Source organism: Mycobacterium sp. AZCC_0083 (assembly GCF_014202335.1).
GTDB lineage: Bacteria > Actinomycetota > Actinomycetes > Mycobacteriales > Mycobacteriaceae > Mycobacterium.
Genome location: NZ_JACHGP010000003.1, coordinates 150,730 through 166,561 on the forward strand (window position 1 = coordinate 150,730; position 15,832 = coordinate 166,561).

16 protein-coding genes are annotated in these 15,832 nt (G+C 64.7%); 10 read left to right on the top strand and 6 right to left on the bottom strand.

Features of this window, described 5'->3' with window-relative positions:
* Positions 1-103 precede the first annotated feature (103 nt).
* Positions 104-1,141 (top strand): proline racemase family protein, encoded by a 1,038-nt coding sequence (locus HNP02_RS07765; protein ID WP_184436881.1) that lies wholly within the window; start codon positions 104-106, stop codon positions 1,139-1,141.
* Here the strand turns inward: HNP02_RS07765 and HNP02_RS07770 are convergent.
* The 4 genes from HNP02_RS07770 to HNP02_RS07785 are packed head-to-tail and all read right to left on the bottom strand — an operon-like array spanning position 1,138 to position 6,520.
* Positions 1,138-2,571 carry an aldehyde dehydrogenase gene (locus HNP02_RS07770; protein WP_184436883.1) on the bottom strand — a complete coding sequence of 478 codons (1,434 nt, stop codon included), beginning with the start codon at positions 2,569-2,571 and terminating at the stop codon, positions 1,138-1,140. The two genes, HNP02_RS07765 and HNP02_RS07770, sit on opposite strands and share 4 nt — an antisense overlap.
* Before the next feature lie 44 nt (positions 2,572-2,615).
* Entirely contained in the window at positions 2,616-3,749 is a 1,134-nt protein-coding gene (locus tag HNP02_RS07775) for a mandelate racemase/muconate lactonizing enzyme family protein (protein WP_184436885.1), read from the bottom strand.
* Between the two features lie 28 nt (positions 3,750-3,777).
* On the bottom strand, positions 3,778-5,025 hold the full coding sequence (locus HNP02_RS07780; RefSeq protein WP_184436887.1) for a D-arabinono-1,4-lactone oxidase: 1,248 nt from the start codon (positions 5,023-5,025) through the stop codon (positions 3,778-3,780).
* 31 nt (positions 5,026-5,056) lie between these two features.
* Positions 5,057-6,520 (bottom strand): APC family permease, encoded by a 1,464-nt coding sequence (locus HNP02_RS07785; protein ID WP_184436889.1) that lies wholly within the window; start codon positions 6,518-6,520, stop codon positions 5,057-5,059.
* A 313-nt stretch (positions 6,521-6,833) separates the two neighbouring features.
* Here HNP02_RS07785 and HNP02_RS07790 point away from each other — a divergent pair, with 313 nt between their 5' ends.
* Positions 6,834-7,532 carry a GntR family transcriptional regulator gene (locus HNP02_RS07790; RefSeq protein ID WP_184437719.1) on the top strand — a complete coding sequence of 233 codons (699 nt, stop codon included), beginning with the start codon at positions 6,834-6,836 and terminating at the stop codon, positions 7,530-7,532.
* Between the two features lie 67 nt (positions 7,533-7,599).
* Here HNP02_RS07790 and HNP02_RS07795 read toward each other — a convergent pair whose 3' ends face one another.
* A complete protein-coding gene (locus tag HNP02_RS07795) occupies positions 7,600-7,989 on the bottom strand; it encodes a DUF1801 domain-containing protein (protein WP_184436891.1) in 390 nt (129 codons plus the stop codon).
* A gap of 247 nt (positions 7,990-8,236) precedes the next feature.
* On the opposite strand from HNP02_RS07795, the gene HNP02_RS07800 reads away from it, so the two are divergent.
* Genes HNP02_RS07800 through HNP02_RS07810 form a run of 3 tightly spaced genes read left to right on the top strand, consistent with a single transcriptional unit; the run spans position 8,237 to position 10,596 of the window.
* Positions 8,237-9,448: an RNA polymerase sigma factor gene (locus tag HNP02_RS07800; RefSeq protein WP_184437721.1), complete on the top strand. Its 1,212-nt coding sequence runs from the start codon at positions 8,237-8,239 to the stop codon at positions 9,446-9,448.
* Positions 9,445-10,131 (top strand): HAD family hydrolase, encoded by a 687-nt coding sequence (locus HNP02_RS07805; protein ID WP_184436893.1) that lies wholly within the window; start codon positions 9,445-9,447, stop codon positions 10,129-10,131. Before HNP02_RS07800 ends, HNP02_RS07805 begins: the two co-directional genes overlap by 4 nt.
* A gap of 9 nt (positions 10,132-10,140) precedes the next feature.
* Complete coding sequence (locus HNP02_RS07810; protein WP_184436895.1) at positions 10,141-10,596, top strand: nitroreductase/quinone reductase family protein; 456 nt, start codon at positions 10,141-10,143, stop codon at positions 10,594-10,596.
* Positions 10,597-10,600: 4 nt separating this feature from the next.
* On the opposite strand, the gene HNP02_RS07815 is transcribed toward HNP02_RS07810, so the two are convergent.
* The gene (locus HNP02_RS07815) at positions 10,601-10,876 is read right to left on the bottom strand and encodes a hypothetical protein (RefSeq protein WP_184436897.1); all 276 of its coding nucleotides are present in this window, start codon (positions 10,874-10,876) and stop codon (positions 10,601-10,603) included.
* Between the two features lie 102 nt (positions 10,877-10,978).
* Here HNP02_RS07815 and HNP02_RS07820 point away from each other — a divergent pair, with 102 nt between their 5' ends.
* The 5 genes from HNP02_RS07820 to HNP02_RS07840 all read left to right on the top strand — a co-directional run bounded on the left by HNP02_RS07820 (position 10,979) and on the right by HNP02_RS07840 (position 15,816).
* A complete protein-coding gene (locus HNP02_RS07820; RefSeq protein WP_184436899.1) occupies positions 10,979-11,893 on the top strand; it encodes a 1,4-dihydroxy-2-naphthoyl-CoA synthase in 915 nt (304 codons plus the stop codon).
* 71 nt (positions 11,894-11,964) lie between these two features.
* Entirely contained in the window at positions 11,965-12,540 is a 576-nt protein-coding gene (locus HNP02_RS07825) for a helix-turn-helix domain-containing protein (protein ID WP_184436901.1), read from the top strand.
* Positions 12,541-12,767: 227 nt separating this feature from the next.
* Positions 12,768-13,451, top strand: coding sequence for a M24 family metallopeptidase (locus HNP02_RS07830; RefSeq protein ID WP_184436903.1), 684 nt, complete (start codon positions 12,768-12,770; stop codon positions 13,449-13,451).
* Positions 13,452-13,504: 53 nt separating this feature from the next.
* Positions 13,505-15,013, top strand: coding sequence for an APC family permease (locus HNP02_RS07835; RefSeq protein WP_255506318.1), 1,509 nt, complete (start codon positions 13,505-13,507; stop codon positions 15,011-15,013).
* Between the two features lie 38 nt (positions 15,014-15,051).
* Entirely contained in the window at positions 15,052-15,816 is a 765-nt protein-coding gene (locus HNP02_RS07840; RefSeq protein WP_184436905.1) for a type 1 glutamine amidotransferase, read from the top strand.
* The last annotated feature ends 16 nt before the right edge of the window (positions 15,817-15,832 follow it).

The window sequence follows — 15,832 nt, forward strand, 5'->3', positions numbered from 1 at the left end:
TGGATAACAGGCCGGCAGCGGACATCCCGCTGCCGGCCTGACGCATCATCAATGACACCGCCTCGGTGGCGACGTCGCCGAAGCACAACCGAAGGGACCGGCGATGCGCTGGAGTCGAATGGTCAACGTGGTGAAGTGCCACGTCGGCGGCGAAGTCAACAACGTGGTGACCGGAGGCATCGGCGACGTCCCTGGGGCGACGGTGTTCGAGAAGATGAAGTTCTTCCGCGAGCACCGCGACGACCTGCGCCAACTGCTGTTGCACGAACCGCGCGGCGGCGTGCACCACTGCGTCAACTACATCGTCCCGGCGACCGACCCGCAAGCCCAAATCGGTTACGTCATAGCCGAATCCACCGAATATCCGGTCATGTCGGGCAGCAACACCATGTGCGTCACCACCGCGCTCCTGGAGACCGGGATGATCCCGATGGTCGAACCGGTCACCGAGCTGATCCTGGAATCCCCCGCCGGACTGATCCGCATCCGGTGCACGTGCGAGAACGGCAAGGTCACCAGTGTCGAGTTCGAGAACCAGCCCGCCTTCGCCTACGCGATCGGCGTCCCGCTGGAACTCGAGGGCTATCCGACGCTGACCGTCGACGTCGCCTGGGGTGGCATGGCCTACGTCCTGGCCGACGCCGCCGAATTGGGCATCGGGCTGACACCCGATGACGCCCGCGAACTCTGTGACCTGGGGCAACAGCTGAAGATTGCTGCCGCCCAACAGATCCCCGCGGTTCATCCTACGAACCCCGAGTTCGCCGGCATCACTCAGACGGAGATCGTCGGACCCCTGTCCCGCACCGACGACGGTGTCCTCACCGCCCGCAACGCGGTGATCGTCTCACCGGGACGTCTGGACCGATCCCCCTGCGGCACCGGCACTTCCGCGCGGCTGGCCGTGCTGAAGGCCAAGGGGCAGATCGGCGTCGGGGAGACATTCGTCCACGAATCCGTGATCGGATCCACGTTCACCAGCCGCATCGACCGACTCATCACCGTCGGCGGTTACGACGCCGTCGTCCCCCGTGTCGCCGGCCAGGCGTTCATCACCGAGCTGAGCCAGGTCGGACTCGATCCCGCCGACCCCTATCCCACCGGTTACCGACTGTCGGACACGTGGCCGACCATGCCTTAGGTAATGCTGAGGGTGACCAGCTTCGTGCGGGTGAACTCTTCGAGTCCGGCGAGGCCGCCTTCCTTGCCGAGCCCCGACGCCCGGAATCCACCGAGGGGAACTTCGGGCCCGACGACCATGTGCGTGTTGACCCAGACGATGCCGGTATCGATCGCGTTCACGCAACGCAGCCCCCTGGCCAGGTCGCGGGTCCACACCGAGGACGCCAGGCCCTGGGAGACCGAGTTGGCCTTGGCGATCGCGTCGCTCTCATCGGTGAAGGTTTGCACGGTAGCCACGGGGCCGAAGATCTCCTCGGTAACCAGTTCGTCGTCGTCGCTGAGTCCTGAGATCAGGGTCGGCTGGAAGAAGAATCCCGGACGGTCGACCGCGGATCCGCCGGTCACCACGGTCGCCGAAGGCGGCCTGTTGGCGACGAGCTTGGCCACCCGGTCGCGCTGAACTTCTGAAATCAGCGGCCCCAAAGTCGTCGCGGGGTCGGAGGTGTCGCCGATGACTGCTTGCTCGAGGCTTGCGGCCAGCTGTTCGACGAATTCGTCGTGCAGTGACTCGGCCACCAGAATTCTCGTGGCCGACATGCATTCCTGCCCGGCGTTGAACAGAATCCCGTTGGTCAACGAGGGCAGCGCTTGGGCCAGGTCGACGTCATCGAAGACCAGCACCGGGGAGTTGCCGCCGAGTTCGAGCACCACGCGTTTGGCTTGCGCTCCTGCGGTCGAGCCGATGCTCTCACCGGCGCGCGTCGAACCGGTGAAGGAGACCAAGTTGACGTCGGGATGCTCGACCAGGGCCGCTCCGGCGACGGGGCCGCGGCCGTTGACGACGTTGACGACGCCCGGGGGAAGCACTTGTTGAGCCAACTCGATGAAACGACTCGTGGACACCGGCGTGTTCTCCGCGGGTTTGATCACGATGGTGTTGCCCGCGATCAGCGCGGGCGCGATCTTCCATACCGCCTGCCACAGCGGGAAATTCCACGGCGTGATGCCGGCGACCACGCCGACGGGCTCGCGCCGCACGTAACTCGTGGTGCCGGCGGCGAACTCTCCGGCGGCCTGGGCGGCCAGTACGCGACCGGCTCCGGCGAAGTGCCGCAGCGCTCCCAGAATTCCTGGCAGTTCTTCTTCGGTCGCCGCGGTGATGGGCTTGCCGGCGTCGATGGATTCGATCCGGGCGAACTCGGCCAAGTTCTGCGCGAACAGATCGGCCAGGGCGTGCAGCGCCTCGGAGCGCTTGCCGGGAGACTTGGCCGCCCAGGCGGGGAAGGCGGCCTTGGCCGCTTGGACCGCATCGTCGACATCGCCGGGGGTCGATTCGGTGAAGCGGGCGATGACTTCACCGGTGCTGGGATCGAGGACCTCGAGCGTGTCGGTCGAGGAGCCGGCCACCGATTTGCCGTCGATCACGTTCGGCACCGTCAGCAGGGTCATGGGTCTACCTTTCGGGGTTGTCTACTTGCTGTTGTGGATCGGGTTCACAGCTCGGTGCTGGTCAATACGAAGCTCGGCTCGCCGAAGAGTTCCTCGTCGACGGACACGCCGAGGCCGGGGGCGTCGTCGAGTACGACCTTCCCCGCCGTGAGGACGGGTCCCGTTGCGCCCGGGTCCTTTTGGTAGGACATCGTCATGTGATGGCCCATGAAGTAGGAAACGCCGAGGAATCGTTGGGGGTCGATGCTGGCGGCGAGTTGCGCCATCGCGCCGGTGGCCAGGTCGGCGCCTTGGGGTTCGTCGACCATGATCATGATGCCGGTGGCTTCGGCGAGGTCGCGGATGCGGGCGGCCTTGGTCAGTCCTCCGACTCGGGTGATCTTCAAGTTGAGCGCATCGGTGATGCCAAGATGGTGCCCGGTCAGCACGTCGTCGTAGGTTTGGCCGCTTTCGTCCATCATCAGGGGCAGGGGGCTGTGCCGCGCGACGAGGGCGAGTTCGGTCATGCTGGCGCAGGGTTGCTCGACGTAGGTGTCAACGTCGCGGATCGCCTGCAGGTAGCGCTTGGCTTGAGCGACGGTCCATCCGCGGTTGGCGTCGCTGGTCATGAACTCCGACACTCCCGCCACCGCGCTGGCGACGGCGTGCGTGCGCTTGGCGTCGTCTATCGGGTCGTCACCCAATTTGAGCTGAAAGCGTCGAAACCCCAAGTCCACGAAGGACAGGGCTTCTTCGGCCATTCCCTGCGGTGAGGTCAAGCTGACCGCTTGGAAGGCGCCGAGTTCACGTTGCTTGATACCGCCTAGCAGCGTGGCCACCGGCAATCCGAGGAGCTTGCCGCGCAGATCCCACATCGCAGTGTCGATCGCCGCCTTGCCGGGCAGGTGCCCGATCAGCAGGGCGTCCATGCCGTCGGCGAGCACGCCGGCGTCCATTGGATCGCAGGTGAGCACGAACGGCGCGAGTTCCTTGACGGTTTCGCGTGCACTGCCAGGGAATCCGTTGAGGTAGTTGCCCCCCAGGGTGCCGGCTTCGCCCCAACCGGTGGTGCCGTCGTCGGCGGTCACTTTGACGACGGTGGCAGGGAAGGCGCTCAGGTCGCGCCCGTGCGACATGACGTAGGAACCGCCGGCTGCGGGGATGTCGACGGAAAAGCAGGAAATGCTGTGCAGCTTCATGGCCTCATTCTCTGTGATGAAGGGGCGGCTAGGCGAAAAGCGTTGATAAGTAAGGGGATAGGAAGGTCCCTTGTGGGTCCAATTCCTGCCGAACCGCCTCGAAGTCGCCGAGCCTTGGGAACAGTCGCGCGATTCGCTCGCGCGTCATGAAGTTGAGCTTTCCCCAGTGTGGGCGCGCGTCGAAGTCGTCGAGGGTCGCGGCGACGTCGGCCAGAAACCCCATGTAGTCCTTGTCCTCGTGTCCGCAGATGGAGATCGAGATGGAAGGGCGTTGGTAGAACGGAGAGAGGTAGGCGTCGTCGGCGGCGATCGACCGCACTTCGATGGGGTAGAGCTGGTCGGGGTACTTGGCCAGGATCAGCTCCCGCAGCGCCAGGAACGCGTCCTTTCCGTCCTCGTAGTGCACGAAGTACTCGAGTTCCCTGTTGACGATGACGCCCTCGAAATCAGGATCGGGATAGATCCGGTACGGCCGATCGACCCGCCGGTATCCGGGGTCCGGGGTGGAACTGAACGATGACTGCGGCACCTCGTCGTAGAGCTTGACCAAGGCACAGTCACCCGGGCCGACTGACGCAGGCCAGTCCATGAACAGCGATCCCGGGGAGCCGTCATAGGGCATCCAGAAGAACGAGAAGTGGCGCCGGTGCGCCATTTCGTCGTCGAAGCGCTCGAGAACCTGTTCGACAGGCCAGTATTCGAGGTTTTCAGCCAGGCCGAACGCCTCGCGGACATCGAGCTCGACCTCGGTGACGACGCCGAGCATTCCCATCGCCACTCGCGCTGCCGCAAGCCTGCGCGGATCGTCGGTGCTGACCTCGCGAACCTCGCCCGTGGCAAGGACGACGCGGAACTTCGTGGCCATTGCCGAGAAGCACTGCTGTGCCGCACCAGAGCCGTGCGTGGCGGTGCCGATCGCGCCGGCGATCTGTTGTGCGTCGATGTCCCCTTGATTCTTCAGACACAACCGGGCCGCCCACAACGGGTCACCCATCTGCCGGATCGTCGTCCCTGCCAATACCCTGACACGGTGGCGGGCAGCGTCCATCTCGGTAACCCCGGTCATCCGGTCCATGCACAGAATCACGCCGTCGGTCACCGACAGTGGCGAGAAGGAATGCCCCGTCCCGACGACCCGCACTCCCAGACCCTGGTTCGCGGCGTCGGTGACGGCGTCCTGAACGTCGGCCTCCGTGCTCGGATGCAGGACCCGCTGAGGCGCGCACTGCTGATTGCCGGCCCAGTTCGACCACTGCGAACGCATGATGCCTGCCATGCCTACGTTGACTCCATTTTGGTCCGATGACTCAACGATGCCCAGGTGCGACGTCGCGGGAGGCACCCCGACGGCTCTTCGGGATGCACATATAGATGACGCAGCCGGCCACGACCACTCCGACGAGGCCCAATCCGACGTGAATCGGGTCGGAGACCACCAAGACGATGCACAGCACGACCGACCAGACGATCGCCGCCACGAAGATCACCGGGGTGAACTTGCCGTAGTGCCACGGGTGTTCGGGCAGCTTCTTCTTGATCACGGCCCAGAAACCGACGGTGACCACGACCGTGTAGGCAAATCCCCAGGCCAGCGCTGTCATCGCGGCGAGCACCGAGAGCAACGAGGACCACAGACCAAACAGTAGGGCCATCGCGAGGATCGTCAGGGTGGCGTTGATCGGGATTCGCTGCTTGCTGACCTTGCGCATCCAGCCTGCCGCCGGCATCTGACCATCGCGCGCCTGCGACCACAGGACACGTATTCCGGTGAGCTGCAACATGGCGATGGTGGCCAGCAGCGCTACGATCGCGACCGCTTCGATCACCGTGGCGAACGTCTGGCCGATCGCGCTGTCGAGGATGTCCTTCACGGGCACGGAGCTGCCCATGATGGCGGGAAGGTCTTGAATGGCCAGCAGCAGCAAGGCAATGATGATTCCGCCGGCCAGGTAGGCCGAGGTGTTGGCTACGACGGAGGCCATCGGCGCCATCTTGTTGGCGTTCTTCGTTTCCTCCGAGGCATTCCCCGTGGCGTCGAAGCTGGAAATCAGATAGGCGGGAAGAATCATCGCGAAGAGCGCGGGCATCAACCAGTGGCCCCCATTGGTCGTGCCACCGCTGTCGGTCAGGATGCTCAGCGGTTGGGTGGGGTGCTTGACCAGGATCAAGCCACCGATCAGCAAGACGACCACGATGATCTCGGCGATGACGCCGACATTGTTGAGCAGCGCGGCCACCTTGACCCCGGCGATGTTGAACAGGGTCACGAACACCATGATCCCGGCGGCCCACGCGAAGGTTTCCAAGTTGGAGTCGACGGTGACGCCAAACCAGCCAGCCAGGAACGGGACCATGCTGGTGGATACGGCGGTCACGGATACGGTGTGTGCGATGACCAGAAGCCAGCCCGTTTGCCAGGCCAGCCACGGGTTTCCGGTGATCCGACCGGTGATCTGGTAGACGCCGCCAGCGAGTGGATACGCCGAAACCAGTTGTGCGACGGCGAGTCCCACGGTGAAGACCTGAAGTGCACCGCCAATCACGTACGACCAGAATGACGCCGGGCCAAAGAAGCTGAGGCCGACGATCAACGTCGTGAAGGTCGACGATGCGACCGCGATGGACGAGAACTGGATGCCGAAGCTAGAGAAGAACCCCAACGACCGGCTCAACTCCTGTTTGTAGCCCATTTTCTCCAGGAGCGCTTCATCAGTGTGTAGCTGCTCGCGGCCGGACTCTGGGACTGCTTCGGCATCTGGAGATATGGCCATGACTACCTCGCTCAGGAGTATCGAATTGGTAAGGACGGACGGATCATGGACGACGACATTGGTGATTGCTGATTGTCGACAATGGTACACACGACCACCTCATTGATGTCAACCACTTCGGCCGTTTCGCCCAGCGGCCAGTGGCGGGATGGGCTTGCTGCCGCGGCTATCGGAAGTCGCACCAATCACGGCGCAGCTCGGCTCATGTAACATTGTCGACAAGTTGTCTATATCGACGTAAGAGGTCGGCACGCCCCGACCGACTACACGAGAAGCGTCTACGCCAGATCCGCCCACGGGGGTCTTTGTGTCCATGCCGAGCCTCGGCGCCACCAATGATGTCTCACTGGGCCGTATCGAACAGCGGACCCGACCGGAGTCGGTGGCGCAGGTCCTTCGCAATGCCATCCTGGACGGCACGCTGCCTCAAGGCAGTCAGTTGGGCGAGACGCACCTGGCCAGCGATCTTGGAGTAAGTCGTGCGCCGCTACGCGAAGCACTCGGCACGCTTGCCGATGAGGGTCTCGTCGTGAGGATTCCTTACCGCGGGGCGTTTGTCGCCGAGGTGAGCGCGCGGGGCATGTCTGAAATCGCCAGCCTGCGAAAACGTTTGGAGCCCTACGCCATCGAGTTGGCGATGCCCCGACTGAAGGGAGCCGGGCGGGACAGAGTGCAACGTGCTCTCGACGCAATGCGCAAGAGCGCCGATGACAACGACCTCAGCGCCACAGTTCTCAACCACATGACGTTCCACCGCGAATTCTACGAACTCTCGGAGCACAAGCTGTTGCTGGATTTGTGGAGGAGCTGGGAAGCCCAACTGCAGATGTTCTTCTCCACTGATCAGCGGGCATTCTCCGACTTGCACGACCTGGTTGCCGCACACGAGCGTCTGCTCTCCATCATCGAAGGCGGGGACATCGAGGCAATCGCGCGAGAACTGGCCGTGCACATACACAGCCCGTCCCCCGCCGACATCGAAGCCGACGGAGGCAATCCCGTCATCCGCTGAGTCGACTCCATCGAACTGCTTACTCCTTCAGGGTTCTGCACTGCGTGGGCGCGGGCCGAGCCGTCGGCTAGGGCTTCAGCTTGCGCCAGCCTCCGGCCCGGTTGTTGGCGATGATGGCGACGAACATCTGTTGCAGTGCCTCGGCGTCGATTGGCCGGCCCTCGTAGATCGCGACCGTGCGGCCGGTCTTGTTGTCGTGGCCGCCGGTGACGATGTCGTGCGGGTCCGGCACGATGCCGCCGTCGTAGAGGAACACGTTGACGTGATCCTTGGTGGCCAACAGCGCACATACGTTGCCGTCCAGCACGAAGTACGGCTGCACCGTCCGCTTGATCGTCTCGGCTACCTCGGGGTCGGCGGCGTGTACGAGGTCGCGGACGTGTCGGCAGATCCGCTGCTGCCAGTCGGGCAGGGCGTCGATGTACGCGTCGACTCTGGGGTCCTTCAGGTAGTCCACACCCCGAGGATCACACGCGTCCCATCCGTCGCGGAACGGAACCACTAGTCGAAGTGCCCGCCTCGCAGCGAATCAGAGCCTTCGCGCGGGCCCGGGCCGCAGTGTTGGTTAGGCCCCGCCCGCGAGCGCGCGCAAAGTCGGCATACATCTCCGCGTGTCGCCCGCAGACACGCGCGCTCGCGGAGGTTGGGACAATGGTCCGGTGAGCTCCGCCGATCTGCGTCAAACCGTTGACGCGGTGTGGCGGATGGAAGCGGCGAAGATCGTCGCCACGCTGACCCGCGCTACCGGTGACATCGGACTGGCAGAAGACCTGGCTGCCGACGCGCTCGTCGACGCACTGGAGCAGTGGCCCACCACGGGCGTGCCGCGCAATGCAGGCGCCTGGCTGACGACCGTCGCCAAGCGCAAGGCGATCGATTACTGGCGCCGTCAGGACCGGCTCGACGCCAAGTACACGACGCTGGCCCACGAACTGGAGACCCACGTCGACGAGTCGTGGGACCCCGACAGCATCGACGACGACGTGCTGCGGCTCATCTTCATCTCGACGCACCCCGTGCTGACGCGCGAGAACCAGATCGCCCTGACGCTGCGCGTAGTCGGCGGATTGACCACCGAGGAGATCGCGCGGGCATTCCTCGCGTCGAAGGCCACGATCGCCCAGCGCATCGTGCGGGCCAAGAAGACGTTGGGCGACGCAAGCGTGCCCTTCGAGGTGCCCGACCCGGCCGAATACCCGCAACGCCTGTCGGCGGTACTCAACGTGATCTACCTGATCTACAACGAGGGCTACTCGGCGTCGTTCGGTCAGCGCTGGATTCGCACCGAATTGTGCACCGAGGCATTGCGTCTGGGCCGTGTCCTTGCCGCGCTGATCCCGGACCAGGCCGAGGTGCACGGACTGGTCGCGCTGATGGAGTTCCAGTCATCGCGCTTCGGGGCCCGCACCGACGCCGACGGGCAGCCGGTGCTGTTGGAGAACCAGGACCGGACGAAGTGGGATCGCGCCCAGATCCGTCGCGGCGTCACCGCCCTCGAACGCGCGGCGGAGACGTTGCAGCGCAAGGGAATCGGATGGGGACCCTACGGGCTGCAGGCGGCATTGGCCGAATGCCACGCCGTTTCGCCGACCGCTGCCGACACCGATTGGAAGCGCATCGTCGCGCTGTACGACGGGCTGCTCAAGATCTCGCCGTCGCCGGTGATCGAACTCAACCGCGCCGTCGCGGTCGCCATGGCCGAGAGTCCCGCGGACGCGCTCGCCATCGTCGACGGGATCGCCGGCCTGGACGACTCCTATCTACTGCCGAGCGTGCGCGGTGAACTGCTGTCGCGGTTGGGCCGGAACGCCGAGGCGGCCGACGAGTTCGACCGTGCGGCGGCAGCCAATCAGAACGACTTGGAACGAAACGTGCTGCAGGACAAAGCAGCCAGGGCAAGAGAGGCGATCTCATGACGACGTTGCGCGCGGTCCTGTTCGACTACTCCGGGACGCTGTTCCGGCTGGAGGAGGACAACAGCTGGTTCACCGGGATGCAGGCCGACGACCAGGAGATCACGGGTCACGTGCAGGCCGAACTGATGCGCCGGATGACCGCACCGACCGGGCGCTCGGTACAGATGACCGACGACCAGTACCACGCGTGGGTGAATCGTGATCTGGCCCCCCATTTGCACCGCGAGGCCTACCTGCACGTGCTTCGCGAGTCGGGGTTGGCCGACCATCACGCCGACACGCTGTACCGCCTGATGATCGACCCGGCCACGTGGACTCCCTATCCCGATACCGCCACCGTCCTTGCAGGGCTGCGCGGGCAGGGCATCGCGACCGCCGTGGTGTCCAACATCGCGTTCGACGTGCGGCCGGCGTTCGACGCCATCGGCGCGGCCGAGCACGTCACCGAGTTCGTGCTGTCGTTCGAGGTCGGCGCCGTCAAGCCCGCACCCGAGATCTTCGAGACCACGTTGGCACGGCTCGGCGTCGACGCCGCCGACGCGCTGATGATCGGCGACAGCGAGGAAGCCGACGGCGGCGCCAGGGCCGTCGGCTGCCGGTTCGCGCTCGTCGATCCCTTGCCGACCGACCAACGACCGGACGCATTGATCGAGGCACTGAAGGCCAACGCAATCACGGTCTAAGCTCGAAACATGGCCAATGCGAACATCAAACCGCCGTTCTGGCTCAAGCCGATGAACAAGGTGTTCATGTTCATGCTCCGGCTGGGCCTGCCGATCTCCGGCAAGGAGGGGCCCATCGTGCTGACGGTGCCGGGCCGCAAGTCGGGTCAACCGCGGTCGACGCCGATCACGCCGATGTACGTCGGCGACCTGCGCTACGTCGTGGCCGGCTTTCCCGGTGCGGACTGGGAGCGCAACGCCCGCGCCGCGGACACCGCGACGCTGACGGCGGGCAAGAAGTCCGAGACGGTCCGGATGGTGGAGCTCAGCGCCGACCAGGCCCGTCCGCTGCTGCGCCAGTTCCCGACGCTGGTCCCGACGGGGGTCAGCTTCATGAAGCGTTCCGGGCTGGTCACCGAGGGAACGCCCGACGAATTCGAGGCACTCGCCGGGCGCTGCGCGGTGTTCCGGTTCGACCCCGCGTGACTTTCTATAGGTGCGGCGCTTCCTTGATCTTGCTGTCCTGCGTGCCCACCGTCTGACAGAACGCCAGCACCGACAGGCGCGTACCGGTGGTCTCGAGAGTGGCTGGGTTGCGCCCCTTTTCGTCCTTCAGCATCTTGGCGACCGCTTCCTCCTGGGTCTGCTGGTCCGCGCCGCGGAAGTCCTTGCAGGAGGTATCACCGCCCATCACGGCCGGCGAGCAACCGACGAGCATCACGCCCACCACCAAACCCGAAATCAACACACGTCCTGACCGTGTCATCGTGACCCTCTCTGTTCACGGCGCAAGACGCCTGTCGCGGGACCGGTACCCCTGGGCGATGCCTGTGAAACTCCGCGGCGGCCCATCTCTACAGTCAATCAGGTGAGTGATGAGAATCCGTTCGACCCGTCGCTGTGGCAGCCCGTTGCGGGCTTCGACCTAACCGACATCACCTATCACCGCCACGTCGTCGACGGTGCCAAGCAGCCGACGGTCCGGGTGGCGTTCGACCGGCCCGAGGTCCGCAACGCGTTCCGGCCACACACCGTCGACGAGCTGTACCGCGTCCTCGACCATGCGCGGATGTCGTCCGACGTCGGCGTCGTCCTGCTCACCGGCAACGGGCCGTCCCCCAAGGACGGCGGCTGGGCCTTCTGCTCGGGTGGCGACCAACGCATCCGTGGCCGCACCGGCTACCAGTACGCGTCCGGGGACACGGCCGACACCGTCGACCCCGCACAGGCAGGCCGGCTGCACATCCTCGAGGTGCAACGGTTGATCCGGTTCATGCCCAAGCCCGTGATCTGTCTTGTCAACGGGTGGGCCGCAGGCGGCGGGCACAGCCTGCACGTGGTGTGCGACCTGACGTTGGCCAGCCGCGAGCATGCGCGGTTCAAGCAGACCGACGCCGACGTCGGCAGCTTCGACGGCGGCTACGGCAGCGCGTATCTGGCGCGTCAGGCCGGGCAGAAGTTCGCCCGTGAGATCTTCTTCCTCGGCAGGCCATACACCGCGGAACAGATGCACGCGATGGGCGCGGTCAACGAAGTCGTCGACCATGCCGATCTGGAAACCGTTGCGCTGCAATGGGCCAAGGAGATGAACGGCAAGTCTCCTCAGGCCATCCGGATGCTGAAGTACGCCTTCAACATGATCGACGACGGACTCGTCGGGCAGCAGATCTTCGCCGGTGAGGCAACGCGTTTGGCCTACATGACCGACGAGGCCGTCGAGGGCCGCGACGCGTTCCTTGAGAAGCGCGACCCCGACTGGTCGAACTTCCCCCGCTATTTCTAGCGCTTGCGTCGTCCCGACACTCAACGCAACCACAGTTGTCTGCCAGACAACAATTGCCTAGGGTTGCCGACATGGCCGCCAACGTTGATCTGGAAATCGTGGGCCAACGCCTGCGCGCCGCCAGGGACAAATGCGGGCTGACGTTAGCGCAGCTGGCAAGTCTGACCGGCCTCACCAAGGCGCATTTGTCGCGCCTCGAGTCAGGTGAGCGCCAAGCCTCGATCGGCGCCCTGGTGGGGCTGTCCAGCGCACTGGGCACGAAAGTCAGTGCGCTGCTGGGTGAGGACGTGGATGCGTCGCCGCTGACCGCGTACACGGCAGACGTGCCCAGACATCACGTCAATGGTTTGGAGATCGCCTCGTGCAGCGGCTTTGACGAGTCCCACATCCTCGAAGCGATGCGGGTCACGATCCGAGTCGACCGTCGCCCGTCGGCGCCTGTGCAGCACATTGGCGAGGAGTGGCTCTACGTTCAGAGCGGCACCGTCGACCTCGAGTACGACGGCACTCTCTACGAGCTCGCCAAGGACACCGCCGTGCACTTCGACGCCAGTCGTCCGCATCGGATGATGACCCGCGACGTCGCAGCCGAGCTTCTCCTGGTATCTGCGAAGAACGCCAGCAGGCTCGGCCAGATCCACCACTAAGGCCGCCGTTTCGGCATCGAGATTCGCTGCTCCCCAAGATATCTGCGCAACTGCCTTGTCTCGTCGCGTCGCGCCGACGGCTAGGGGGCGAACCCGCACGGGTGTAACCAGCAGATTAACTCAGACAACAAAAGTTGCCTGTTAGACAACACCCGTTCTAGGCTCCGTTCCGACAGCCGTTAACCGCCGGGGCAGCCCCTCCGGCAGGACGAGGGAGATTCTCCGACATGGAAACCGATGTCGACATCGAAGCGACCGGAGTCAACTTCTCGGTCTCAAAGCAACTCGACGTTCGCGCCCGCACCCATAAGGCACTGCGCCAGATTGCAGCCAACATCACGCCAGGGATGGTCGAAGAGGACGCTGCCGCCATGGCGCGAGATGTCCTGGGAACCATGGACATGCGCAAGGGATGGCACCGCGTAATCGTCCGGTTCGGCCCCAACACCACCAAGGACTTCGAGGCCAAGTCGGAGCCCGGCGTGGTCCTCGGAGAGCAGGACATCTTCTTCATCGACATCGGCCCGATCTATGGGGACACCGAAGGCGATGCCGGCGAAACATTCGTCTTCGGCGACGACGCCGAACACCACAAGGCCAAGCACGATGTCCGCGCGCTGTGGGACGACGTGCGAAACCTGTGGCGAGACAAGGGACTAACCGGTCCAGAACTCTACGACTACGCGACCAAATCGGCCGCGGAACGTGGCTGGGAGCTCAACCTCGATCTGTCCGGCCACCGGCTGTCGGAGTTTCCCCACGAAGCGCACTACGACGGTTCGCTCGCCGACGCCGATCTCTACCCCAAGCCCAACCTGTGGGTCCTCGAAATGGCGATCCGGCATCCGACCCGTCCGTTCGGCGCGTTCTACGAAGACCTGCTGCTCGACGATCAGTCGTTCGACGACTAGGCACGTTTCTGTTCAGGCCCTGCGCGAGATTAGTTGGGTCGCACCGCATCCCGTTGCCACAGCCTGACCACTTCGACCCCAAGGACTTCACCATGGCCACCTCCACCACTCCGGCAGGCGCACCCGCCGCCAGCGCCAAACCGGTCGGGCTACGCGTCGGCGTGCTGGGATTCCCCACGCTGCTGGCACAGTCGATCGCACTGATCTCACCGACGATGACCGCAGTCCTCATCGTCCCGCTCGCCTTCTCCGACGCCGGCAACGGGACCTGGCTGGCGTACCTGTTCGCCACGGTGATGCTGTCGTTCGTCGTGATGAACCTCAACCAATTCGCCCGGCGGTCAGCCTCACCCGGCTCGATGTACGCCTACATCGGTCGGGGCCTGGGCCCGCGGTGGGGAGTGCTGTCGGGCTGGACGCTGCTGTGGTCGTACGCCTTCATCGCGATCGCCGGATTCACCGGGTTCTCGATATTCGTCGACCAATTCCTCGACGCCATCGGCATGCACCACCATCCGCCGGCAGTGGTGTGCTTCGCGATCAGCGCTGCGATCTGTTGGTTCATCGCGTGCAAGGACATCCGAGTCTCCTCACTGCTCACGCTGGTCCTCGAGGGGCTGTCGATGGCGGTCATCCTGGGGATCTGCATGGTCGTGTTGTTCCGCGGCGGCAGCCCCGTCGACACCGCGCAGCTCTCACTACACGGTGTGGATGCAAAGAGCACGAGCCTGGCGGTTGTCATCTGCATCTTCAGCCTCGTCGGTTTCGAAAGCGCGACCGCATTGGGCGGCGAAGCCAAGAAGCCGCTCGTCAATGTGCCGCGGGCGGTGGCCTGGAGCCTGGCGATTACTGGACTGTTCTTCGTCTTCGTCAGCTACGTCGAAGTCCTCGGTTCGGCGCACGCCGGATTGTCACTGTCTGACCTTGCTGCGCCGGTCAACGCGCTCGCCGACGCCTACCACGTCAGCTACCTGCAGGCGCCGATATCGCTGGGCGCGATGGTCAGCTTCTTCTCTTTGTCGTTGTCCTGCATCAACGCCGGCGCCCGCATCCTGTACCCGATGGCGCTGCACGGCGCCTTCCCCCGCGCAGTCGGCAACAGCCACGACCGCAACAGAACACCTCATGTGGCCATCACCGTGTACACCGTTGTCGTGGTCGCAATCCCCGCCGTCATGCAGCTGTTCACCGACCCGCTCACCACGTTCGGCGACGCCGGCACGCTAGCCGCATTCGGTTTCCTGCTGGCGTACTACCTCATTTCGATTGCGGCGCTCGTATATTTGCGCCGCCGCGGCGAGATGACCCGCAAGACCATCGCCGTCACCATCACCGCGCTGCTCTGCCTGCTGGTCCCGACGATTGGCAGTTTCTATCCGCTGCCCCCGGTTCCGGTCCGGTACTTCCCGTATTACTTCCTGGCCTACATGCTCGTCGGCGTGGCGTGGCTGGCGGTCCTGCATCGGCGCGATCGGAACGTGCTCACCGCCATCGAAGCAGACCTCGAGGCCACCGTCGACGCGCGTGACCATCCGATCGCCGACTCCACCGTCAAAAGCTGAGCGCCCAAAAGCTGAGTGCCTCAGTCACAATGACGTGCGTGACTACAGTAGACGCGCACGAAAGCCGCCCCTTGCTCGTCGTCCAGCACGTGCCCTGGGAAGGCCCGCACCTCATCCTCGATTCGTTCCCCGACGTCGCGGTCCAGGTACGGCACCCACTCGACGAGCCGCACCGCATCCCCCTCCCCGATCCGGCGACGGTCTGCGGCTCGATCTTCATGGGTGGCCCGATGAGCGCGAACGACGCGGACACGCTGCCGCCGCTCGCCGATGAGATCGCCTGGCTGCGGCGAGCATTGGCCCAGGAGATCCCGGTACTCGGAATCTGCCTGGGCGCACAACTTCTCGCCAAAGCGGCAGGGGCGGCCATCACGGCCGCGCCACACCCCGAGATCGGGGTGGCGCCGGTCACCATCACCGAGCGGAACGATCCGCTCATCGGACATCTGGCTCCCCTCACACATGCCATGCATTGGCACGGCGAACAATTCACCCTGCCCTCGGGTGCGGTGCCACTCGCCCATTCGGCCCAGACTGCCTTGCAAGCGTTCAGGATTGGCAGCCGCGCCTGGGGGATGCTCTTCCACCTCGAAGTCGACAACGACCTACTCGACACCTGGCTGGCAGAGCCGACCATGGCGGCCGAGGCGAAGCGAGCGTTGGGCAGCGGCTACAGGGAACAACTGTACGGCCGCCTTCCGCGCCTTCGTGCCGAGAAGGCGCGTGCCGTCTTCGATGAGTTCGCCAAACACTGCGCCCAGCGCCACACCGCATCCAAAGCCCTCACCGGTGGACCCATCTGAGTGCACCACCCGCTCG

What these genes read in the sequence shown, in the direction of transcription:
- HNP02_RS07765 (WP_184436881.1), top strand. Translation starts at nt 104, where the DNA reads ATGCGCTGGAGTCGAATGGTCAACGTGGTGAAGTGCCACGTCGGCGGC.
- HNP02_RS07770 (WP_184436883.1), bottom strand. Translation starts at nt 2,571, where the DNA reads ATGACCCTGCTGACGGTGCCGAACGTGATCGACGGCAAATCGGTGGCC.
- HNP02_RS07775 (WP_184436885.1), bottom strand. Translation starts at nt 3,749, where the DNA reads ATGAAGCTGCACAGCATTTCCTGCTTTTCCGTCGACATCCCCGCAGCC.
- HNP02_RS07780 (WP_184436887.1), bottom strand. Translation starts at nt 5,025, where the DNA reads ATGGCAGGCATCATGCGTTCGCAGTGGTCGAACTGGGCCGGCAATCAG.
- HNP02_RS07785 (WP_184436889.1), bottom strand. Translation starts at nt 6,520, where the DNA reads ATGGCCATATCTCCAGATGCCGAAGCAGTCCCAGAGTCCGGCCGCGAG.
- HNP02_RS07790 (WP_184437719.1), top strand. Translation starts at nt 6,834, where the DNA reads ATGCCGAGCCTCGGCGCCACCAATGATGTCTCACTGGGCCGTATCGAA.
- HNP02_RS07800 (WP_184437721.1), top strand. Translation starts at nt 8,237, where the DNA reads ATGGAAGCGGCGAAGATCGTCGCCACGCTGACCCGCGCTACCGGTGAC.
- HNP02_RS07805 (WP_184436893.1), top strand. Translation starts at nt 9,445, where the DNA reads ATGACGACGTTGCGCGCGGTCCTGTTCGACTACTCCGGGACGCTGTTC.
- HNP02_RS07810 (WP_184436895.1), top strand. Translation starts at nt 10,141, where the DNA reads ATGGCCAATGCGAACATCAAACCGCCGTTCTGGCTCAAGCCGATGAAC.
- HNP02_RS07815 (WP_184436897.1), bottom strand. Translation starts at nt 10,876, where the DNA reads ATGACACGGTCAGGACGTGTGTTGATTTCGGGTTTGGTGGTGGGCGTG.
- HNP02_RS07825 (WP_184436901.1), top strand. Translation starts at nt 11,965, where the DNA reads ATGGCCGCCAACGTTGATCTGGAAATCGTGGGCCAACGCCTGCGCGCC.
- HNP02_RS07830 (WP_184436903.1), top strand. Translation starts at nt 12,768, where the DNA reads ATGGAAACCGATGTCGACATCGAAGCGACCGGAGTCAACTTCTCGGTC.